Consider the following 1,120-nt stretch of genomic DNA (forward strand, 5'->3'; position numbering starts at 1 on the left):
AAAATGAGTAATTCCGCATCATTATATAAAATAACTTTTATTAATAATTCTACTTTTTTTCAAGCAGCACAATCTTTATTATTTTTAGCAACTTTAAAATGTGCGCTATACGTTAATTTTTGTAAAAAGCTCACTTTCTAAACTATTTTAGGAGAACCTAGTCAAATAAAGATTACACTATGCAAGCCAGGTCTAAAGTTTAGACCTTAAAATTTTGGTAGATTATGCTTGTAGATTGATAGTATCTTTATGGTGTCGTCTTCGATTATAAAAGGAATAACGTATCCTTTGAAAATTAGATCCCTTATATTGTCTTTGTGAAAGTATTGATTTTTTCTAAATCGGTAAGCAAAAGTAGATAAGCTTTCGATTTTTTCAAATAAGCCCTCAAGAAAATCATTTGCTACCTTATTGCTCTTGCTTCTATCTGTATAAAAATCTAAAATGCTTTTAATTTCTTCCTTGAATTGTTCGCTTAAGATAATTTCCACTCTAAGCGCCTTTGTTTTTTAGGTAGGATCTCATCTCGGTTTTAAATTCGTCAAAGGCTTGGTATTTTAGTTCGCCGCGCTTATCGGCCTCTACTAGCTTCTTTAAATCTTGCTGATCGGCTTGGCTTAGATAATCTTCATTGTCGTAAGTAATGGTTGTTTCAGGATCTAGCGCAATAATAGCCCTAATAGCTTCTATAATGCTATGGTTTGCGGTTTGGATATTTATTGAAGTCATCATTTCTTGCTCCTTGTGTTTATCGTCATTATATCGCACCCTTTTTAACGGCTGACGTTTTCTCTGATGATCGATCTCTAAATTTATACTTATACCTTTTGTGTGTTTAGACTCAGCTTAATATCTTTCATATGTTTTCTCGGAAAATCCGCCTACTCGTCAGGTGGCGGCGTATCTATCGGATAATAAGATGGACTTTTTAACCAAAGAGGCCAAATAAAAAGGCGTCAGCAAAAATCAAGTGCTTAGAAATTTGATAGCCAAATGTATAAACAAATAGGCTGGCTATCTGGCCCTATTCCTAAACCCTTACATCTATCTTCTTATAGAATCTATCCTTCTCGCCCACATTGGCGCCCTTGCCAAACTCGTTATTTAAAAACGAAATATT

Annotated in this window: 2 protein-coding genes; both read right to left on the reverse strand. The window is 33.8% G+C overall.

The genetic code is table 11. The features are described from left to right. Positions 1-206: 206 nt before the first annotated feature. Positions 207-491 carry a type II toxin-antitoxin system RelE/ParE family toxin gene (locus tag H740_RS11405; protein ID WP_002953959.1) on the reverse strand — a complete coding sequence of 95 codons (285 nt, stop codon included), beginning with the start codon at positions 489-491 and terminating at the stop codon, positions 207-209. 1 nt (position 492) lies between these two features. Further along, positions 493-732, reverse strand: coding sequence for a hypothetical protein (locus H740_RS11410; protein WP_002953960.1), 240 nt, complete (start codon positions 730-732; stop codon positions 493-495). Positions 733-1,120 lie beyond the last annotated feature (388 nt).

This window comes from Campylobacter showae CC57C (genome assembly GCF_000344295.2).
Taxonomy (GTDB): Bacteria; Campylobacterota; Campylobacteria; order Campylobacterales; family Campylobacteraceae; genus Campylobacter_A; species Campylobacter_A showae_B.

Excerpts from the sequence above, each read along its gene's own strand:
- H740_RS11410 (WP_002953960.1), bottom strand. The coding sequence starts at position 732 with ATGATGACTTCAATAAATATCCAAACCGCAAACCATAGCATTATAGAA.